This is a genomic window from Candidatus Cloacimonadaceae bacterium (assembly GCA_030693415.1).
Lineage (GTDB): Bacteria > Cloacimonadota > Cloacimonadia > Cloacimonadales > Cloacimonadaceae > JAUYAR01.
Genome location: JAUYAR010000009.1, coordinates 1 through 7,069, shown reverse-complemented (window position 1 = coordinate 7,069; position 7,069 = coordinate 1). Strand labels below are relative to the sequence as shown.

Annotated in this window: 9 protein-coding genes; 2 read left to right on the top strand and 7 right to left on the bottom strand. The window is 48.3% G+C overall.

The annotated features are described in order from the left end of the window. Positions 1-449: 449 nt before the first annotated feature. The 3 genes from Q8M98_00460 to Q8M98_00450 are packed head-to-tail and all read right to left on the bottom strand — an operon-like array spanning position 450 to position 2,390. Positions 450-866 (bottom strand): secondary thiamine-phosphate synthase enzyme YjbQ, encoded by a 417-nt coding sequence (locus Q8M98_00460; GenBank protein MDP3113222.1) that lies wholly within the window; start codon positions 864-866, stop codon positions 450-452. After that, a complete protein-coding gene (locus Q8M98_00455) occupies positions 866-1,567 on the bottom strand; it encodes an HAD family hydrolase (protein ID MDP3113221.1) in 702 nt (233 codons plus the stop codon). The genes Q8M98_00460 and Q8M98_00455 overlap by 1 nt, the downstream gene beginning before the upstream one ends. A 28-nt stretch (positions 1,568-1,595) precedes the next feature. After that, positions 1,596-2,390 carry a mechanosensitive ion channel family protein gene (locus tag Q8M98_00450; GenBank protein MDP3113220.1) on the bottom strand — a complete coding sequence of 265 codons (795 nt, stop codon included), beginning with the start codon at positions 2,388-2,390 and terminating at the stop codon, positions 1,596-1,598. A 197-nt stretch (positions 2,391-2,587) separates the two neighbouring features. Between Q8M98_00450 and wecB the strand changes: the two genes are divergently transcribed. Next, complete coding sequence (gene wecB, locus Q8M98_00445) at positions 2,588-3,652, top strand: UDP-N-acetylglucosamine 2-epimerase (non-hydrolyzing) (GenBank protein MDP3113219.1); 1,065 nt, start codon at positions 2,588-2,590, stop codon at positions 3,650-3,652. A gap of 133 nt (positions 3,653-3,785) precedes the next feature. On the opposite strand, the gene Q8M98_00440 is transcribed toward wecB, so the two are convergent. Genes Q8M98_00440 through Q8M98_00425 form a run of 4 tightly spaced genes read right to left on the bottom strand, consistent with a single transcriptional unit; the run spans position 3,786 to position 6,617 of the window. Then, complete coding sequence (locus Q8M98_00440) at positions 3,786-5,075, bottom strand: Ig-like domain-containing protein (GenBank protein ID MDP3113218.1); 1,290 nt, start codon at positions 5,073-5,075, stop codon at positions 3,786-3,788. Next, the gene (locus tag Q8M98_00435) at positions 5,059-5,685 is read right to left on the bottom strand and encodes a riboflavin synthase (GenBank protein MDP3113217.1); all 627 of its coding nucleotides are present in this window, start codon (positions 5,683-5,685) and stop codon (positions 5,059-5,061) included. Before Q8M98_00435 ends, Q8M98_00440 begins: the two co-directional genes overlap by 17 nt. A gap of 4 nt (positions 5,686-5,689) precedes the next feature. Next, complete coding sequence (recR, locus tag Q8M98_00430) at positions 5,690-6,289, bottom strand: recombination mediator RecR (protein ID MDP3113216.1); 600 nt, start codon at positions 6,287-6,289, stop codon at positions 5,690-5,692. A gap of 4 nt (positions 6,290-6,293) precedes the next feature. Further along, a complete protein-coding gene (locus Q8M98_00425) occupies positions 6,294-6,617 on the bottom strand; it encodes a YbaB/EbfC family nucleoid-associated protein (protein MDP3113215.1) in 324 nt (107 codons plus the stop codon). A gap of 99 nt (positions 6,618-6,716) precedes the next feature. On the opposite strand from Q8M98_00425, the gene Q8M98_00420 reads away from it, so the two are divergent. After that, positions 6,717-6,884 carry a hypothetical protein gene (locus tag Q8M98_00420; protein MDP3113214.1) on the top strand — a complete coding sequence of 56 codons (168 nt, stop codon included), beginning with the start codon at positions 6,717-6,719 and terminating at the stop codon, positions 6,882-6,884. Positions 6,885-7,069 lie beyond the last annotated feature (185 nt).

Sequence of the window (7,069 nt, the reverse complement as noted above, 5' to 3'; positions counted from 1 at the left end):
ACTGCGCGATCCTTTCTCGATCTTTCTAGACTCGACTAACTGGTAGTAAGTATATACCTTACCGTTACTTGGGTTCGTTGAAACTTTCTTTCTTATAAACATGACGTCAGGTTATTGAGAGCCGAATATATGTCAAGATTTATTATGGTTGCCGTTTTGGTTATTTTTTGCTGTTTTTGGGAAGCGCGCTGTCTATTTATCAATGACTTACGAGCACAAAATTGCAAATTTGACCAATTTCGTGCGAAACTTGGGTTAGCGACAAGTTTTCCTTCAGTTTCGAGCTGCCGCTTACTTTCAATCAGAATAGCGAAATCGTCATGCACGTTCCCCAGATCGGCGTATACTACTATTTCAAATAGATAAGTTTCCCATCACGTATTACAAAAAAGGTCACCCTCGCGGATGACCTTTTTTTTGGATTGTAGAAGATTATCCTCGTTTGAGGATCATTCTCCGATGATTTTTACGAGCACGCGTTTGGCACGTTTGCCGTCATATTCGCCGTAGAATATCTGTTCCCAGATGCCGAGATCGAGCTTGCCGTCGGAGATCGCCACCACCACCTCACGACCCATGAGCTGGCGTTTGAGATGCGCGTCGGCATTGTCTTCAAAGCCATTATGAGCATATTGGGAGTGCGGTTTTTCGGGGGCGAGCTTTTCCAGCCAGCGTTCAAAATCGCCATGCAAGCCGGATTCATTGTCATTGATGAAGATCGAGGCTGTGATGTGCATGGCGTTCACCAAACACAAGCCTTCTCTGATTCCGCTTTCATGCACGCATTTCTCCATTTCAGAAGTGAAATTGAGATACTCACGCCGGTGGGCGGTATTGAACCAGAGCTCCTTACGAAAGGATTTCATCAGATGACGGGGCTTTTTTCCAGGTAGGTGGAAAACTCCGTGGGAGTATCAAAGATCAGATCCGCACCCGCAGCTTCGAGTTCGGCTCTGCCGCGAAATCCCCAGGCTGCTCCGACAGAGATCATGCCTGCGTTCTTTGCAGTTTCGACGTCGATGGCGGAGTCACCTAAAAACGCGATATTCTCCGGCTTGACCTTCAATCTTTTCGCCAGTTCCAAAGCTCTGGTGGGATCAGGTTTCACCGGCATATCAGGTTGTTCGCCGCTGTAGATGCCAAAGGGGTTTTTACCGTGGTTGACCATCACGCCGCGGAAAAAGTGGCGGATCATCTTTTTGGTGAAATAGTGCACTTTGTTTGAGAGAATTGCCACTTTGAGCTTTCTGGCAACGCTCAGTTGGATCAGATACAACACACCTGGATAGGTCTTGGTGTGCAGATACCATTGGGTTTCATAGAGATACCAGAATTTCTCCGCGAGTGCTTCGATCTCTTTTTCCGATTTTACGGATTTTGGTGCAACTTTTCTGCACAATTCAAATAGCCCGTTGCCTACAAAACCCTTGTAATCTTCGATTTCGTGGATTGGAAAGCCGCTGTCTGCCAGTGCTTGATTCATACTGATGGCGATGTCTCTCAGGCTGTCCAGCAGGGTTCCGTCCAGATCAAAGATGATTGCCTTGATTTTGGGTTTCGTATTCATGTTTTTCTTCCTTCTATGGTATTTATTTTTATGGGTTCAGATTCTTTGTCGGCAAAGAGCGGGAAAAAAGGGTGGGGATTTCGATTCCTTCTGCTTCAAACTGCTCTTTGATGCCGATCATTAGCGATGTCTTGAGGAGGATTAACTCCTCGGTTTTGCCCCAAACGCCATAAAGAATGCCGATGCCCGAATCTCCGAAACTTTCTACGTTTATAACCGGTGGAGTGTCCTGAAGAGCGAGCGGTTCCGATTCCGCTATCTTCTTCAAAATCCCAATCACTTTCTTCAAATCCTCTTTATATGCCACACAAACGTTGATGTTCGCCCGTCTGCGGGGAAATCGGGTGATGTTGATCACTTCCGTCTTGATCATGGTTTCATTTGGCACGCGCACAAAGCGGTTGTCCGAGGTCTTGAGCTTGATGGAGAGCAGATCAAACGAATCGACCATCCCGATGGTGCTGCCCACTTGGATGAAATCGCCAACCACAAATGGCTTTTCCGAGATCAAAAAGATGCCGCAGATGATGTTTGAAACGCTCGTTTGCGAGGCAAAACCAATGGCGATTCCAAAGACTCCCGCGGCGCCAAGAAGCGCGGTAAGCTTGAATCCAAACTCGTTGAGCAAGCTGATCAATAGGATCAGAATTCCGGTGTATAACACCGCGCGCATTATGAGTTGCTCGCTTTGGGGGGAAAGCCGGTCTTTGACCAATTTGCGGATCATCCTGCGGATCAAACCCAACAGGGGAATACCTATGGCAATGATCAGGATCACCCTGATCGCCAGAGTTATTCTCTCCGGTGTTGCGAATTGTCTCACAAGCTCCGTTACGTTCAAATCCTCGAACATTAATAAACCTCAATATATTTACTCGAACCAAAAGACAAGTATTTTTTGAATGGATAATCTGTCTATCTTTTTCTTGAGTATGTTAACAGAAAATCCATCGACATTCGTTTCTTGACATAATTTCGCTTTGTGAAATCCTGCCTCCACCCTGATTACAAGGAGATAAAATGAAGATTGTCCAGATCGTCGGAGCCCGCCCACAATTCGTAAAACTTGCGCCTCTTTCCCGCCTGCTGCGAGAAAAACATGAGGAGCTAATCATTCACAGCGGACAGCATTATGATATTCAAATGAACGACGTTTTCTTTCGGGACATGCAAATCCCCGATCCGGATTTCAATCTCAATATCGGCTCCGGCTCGCAAGCTTTGCAAACCGCGGAAATGCTTTCCTCGATCGAACCTTTGCTCATTGACCTAAAGCCCGATTATGTAATCGTTTATGGCGACACAAATACCACTCTCGCCGGAGCTCTTGCTGCCTCTAAACTCGGCATCAAAACCGTGCACGTGGAAGCATGTCTTCGTAGTTTCAACCGCAGCATGTCGGAGGAGATCAATCGCATCGTGACCGATCACGTTTCGGATATCCTCCTCGCACCGACTGAAACCGCCATGCAAAACGCAGCGCGCGAAGGACTTACGGATATATGCCACCTCGTGGGCGACATCATGGTTGATAGTCTCAAATATGGCATCGTCAGAGCAAGAGAGGAATCCATCGTTTTGAACCTCCTGGATTTGGATCCCGATTCCTATGCTCTACTCACTCTGCACCGACCCTACAACGTGGACGATCCGGCTAATCTGGAAATGATCCTGCGCGGATTGAATACGCTGGATCGCCTGATTCTGTTTCCGGTGCATCCCAGAACGCGCAACATATTGAGCGGCTTCGATTTCGAATCGCTGAACAATATCAGCTTCATCGAGCCGCAGGCATATCTGGATTTCATCTCTTTGATGGACAATTCCGCCATCATCATCACCGATTCCGGGGGCATACAAAAGGAAGCCTATATTCTTGGCAAACCTTGTGTTACCCTGCGTTATGAGACAGAATGGCTGGAAACAGTACAAAGCGGCTGGAACCTACTTTTGCCGGTCAACGCGGATGATTTTCCTCACGCGATATCTACCTTTTCCACTCCTGAAAGGCATCCCGATCTCTTTGGCACAAACGTCGCGGCACGCATCGTGAAACTTTTGGAAATTGACTTTTCAAAACGCTGATCAGCCATGAGTGGCGGATGATGAGAATTTACGATCAACAACTCTAACATTTAGCGGCAGCAGCCAGCAGATAAGCGCTTCCGCAGCATCGGCATGCTGCGCTACAGGGAAAAAAGTCAGGGACACAGCCGGGTCATTTATCGCGCTTCAGGGGTAAAAAGACGAGCTTAAAATCCGATTCCAATTTGTTTCCGCTGATGTCCGAGCTCTCGGAGCCAATGATCAGGGAGTGGGTGCGGTAGTTTTGCAAAGGTCTTTTGGGACGGAATTTGCATACAAAATGATCTGCCTGGATGATATCCATGGCGATCACTTCCCCTCCTTCGGTCGAAATCAGTTTTACCATAACGTTTTCGAGGGGTATGATCTCACTGAAACGCACTTCCAAAACCGGTTCCAAGTCGTTCACCGAGGTGCCGTTGCGGGGATTGGCAGATACGATTGTCGGCGGTGTTTCGTCTTTTTGGGTGGTGCCATTGAAGCGATATAGCGTTCTCGGGTGCGCGTTTGCCTTGTGATCGCTGAGCGCGATGATCTCAATCGCATAAGCCGAGCTGTCCATTTCCGCAGTGAGAAGAAGCAGCTTGTCGCCAAGCAGGAGTTGTTTAATGATTTTCAATTCCGTTTTGTCGTGAACGCGGCTGATCCTGAGGTTGGAGTAGGATTTGACCGCTTCGGAAAAATCGATCTGTATTTCGCGGTTGGAACGAAGCTGAATGTTGTTGATCACGGGGCGGGTCGTATCCGCATAAGCCATTGTCATGTTTATATTTGTGGCTTGACGGATGGATGATTTTGTTTCGAACCAGGGCTCGATCGAAAAGTCATAACGACCATTGTTATTTTTATCGATATAGGCACGGAGAATATAGTCGCTGGGGTTGAGGGCATCGATGGCATAGGCTCCGCCTGATATCTTTTGGCTTAGAACGATCAGAGAATCGGCGGAAAGGAGATTGAACTGGATATAGGAGTTTCGGTCAAGCGGATATTCATATTCGATGGTACCGGCGACGCGGTAGTTATTTAGCTTTCCGCTGGCAAAAACGAGGGTCTGATTTTCCTCCAGATTATTGCCGCGGATGTCCTTCAGGCGCGTTGTGAGGGTCACGTAATAGTTCGTGTCCGTTTTCAGCTCTTCGTTGATGAGGATGGTGACGGTGTTCTTGTCCAGCGTGATCTTCTTATCCGCGATGGGGGGGTAGATATAGATGCCTTGGGTAATGGAACTTTTGTCCATCGGTTTGGAAAAATCGATGAGAATGCGTCCGTTTGAGATCTGTCCAAAGGCTGCGGGCAGAGAGGTTAAGACGGTCGGTTTTTCGGAATCTACCGCTCCACCGGTAGGGCTTTTTTTGCTTCCGCAACCGTGAATAACTATCGCCAAAGCGATGATGATCAGTGCTCTAAAAACCTTGTTCATGCAGCCACTCTCCGCTCAGTTTATTGCCTTCCTGGATGCGTTTGATATATTTTGCCAGAACGTCGAATTCGAGATTGACTTCGTCTCCGGGTTGGAGTGTCGAAAGATTGGTGTTTTCAAGCGTGTGACCGATCAAAGCTACGGAAAAGCTTGTGCTATTCAGATTGGCGATCGTGAGGCTGATTCCGTTGATGGCAATCGAACCTTGGGGAGCCACCAGCGCGAAATCTTCGCGTTCGAGCCTGAATCTCAGATAGTCGGTAATGCCTTTGCGGCTCTTTTCAAGCACTTTCGCGCTGCGGTCAATGTGCCCCTGAACGATGTGTCCGTCCAGCCTGCCGCTCGGCATCAAAGCGCGTTCGAGATTGAGCAGCGTGCCGCGTTGCCAGTTTGAGGCAGTGCTTTTGCGCATGGTTTCGATCATCACTTCCACAGAAAAAGTGTTGTTATCAAAAGACGTGACCGTGAGACAGATCCCGTTGCAGGCGATGCTGCTGCCGGTTTTAATGTCGTCAAAAACCGCGGGGCGTTGAATCGTGAGGATTTTTTTACCCTCGGAAGCAACGATGGATTTGATCTGAGCAGTGGCTTCAATGATTCCGGTGAACATCAGTTTAAAGTACCTGGTAGCGGCGTTTCCATGCGTTTACGAGAGTGATCGAACTGCTGTATTCAAGGTCTCCGCCAAAGGGGATTCCTGTGGAAAGCCGGGTCACCTTGTGTCCGCGTTTGCCAAGCAATTCGGAAAGATAGTGAATCGTAGCTTCGCCTTCCGCGGATGGTTTGAGGGCAAGGACGATTTCTTCCGGAGCGATTTTGATGATCAGGCTAATCATTTGAGGGATATGCAATTGCTCTGGCCCAAAACCATCGATGGGGGAGAGCAGGTGTCCGAGCACAAAGTAGCGTCCGCGAAATTCGTTCATGTTTTCGATGATCTGCACATCCGCGTTGTTTTCCACGATGCAGAGCAGCGCGTCACTTCTTTCGTCATCAAGGCAAACGTGACAGGGATCGCTTTCGGAAAGCATGTTGCAGAGCCTGCAGGTGGTGAAACTCTCAACGGTGTTTCTGATCACGGTTGCCAATTCCAAGGAATAGTCGCGATCATGCCCAACCAGATGCCAAGCAAGGCGTTGGGCTGTTTTTCTGCCGATTCCAGGCAGCCGGTTCAGGGTCTGAACCAGATGTTCGAGATTTGCCGAAAGCTGCATCTGATCAGAACAGACCGGGGATTTTCATCCCTCCGGTGAGCTTGCTCATGGATTCGTTTGAGGCTTCGTTTGCTTTGTTGAATGCCTCGAGAAAAGCCGCCACGATGAGGTCTTCGAGCATTTCCACGTCCTCGGGATCGACGGCTTGGGGATCGATCTTGATGCTCTTTAGCTCATATTTTCCGCTGATGGAGACTTTCACCATTCCGCCGCCGGAGCTGGCTTCAAAATACTTGTTTTCCAGCTCTTCCTGCTGTTTCATCATTTCCTGTTGCATGCGCTGCGCCTGTTTCATCAGGTCTTTCATGTTTTTACCACCGGGTAGCATTGTTTCTCCTTGTAATGCTGTAATTATCTTATGTATGCCAGTCAAAGGCGAGGCTTGTTTTCGTCAAGATAATTGTCCACTGTTTCAATGTAGCGCAGCATGCCGATGCTGCGAAGCCGTGAGACCTATCGTTTACGCAGCATCGGCATGCTGCGCAACACATTTGGAAGCGGAATTCCCCACCCCAATATCTTTCCGCATTCTTTACGCAGCATCGGCATGCTGCGCGACCTTCTCCTTTGCATTACGGAATCAATACGGACTTAGTCCGTAATGAGTCCGTATTGATTCCGTAATGCTAAGGGGGAAGGTGTCCCGTCCTAAAAAAGTTGACACCAAATCAACTTCTAAGGAGAAGAGAAAATGAAAGAAAAGAAGCCCGTAAATCGTTATAGCATGGCTTTTAAGATGCGTGTTATTGAGGATGTCGAAAACGGTCTGATTTGCGCCGA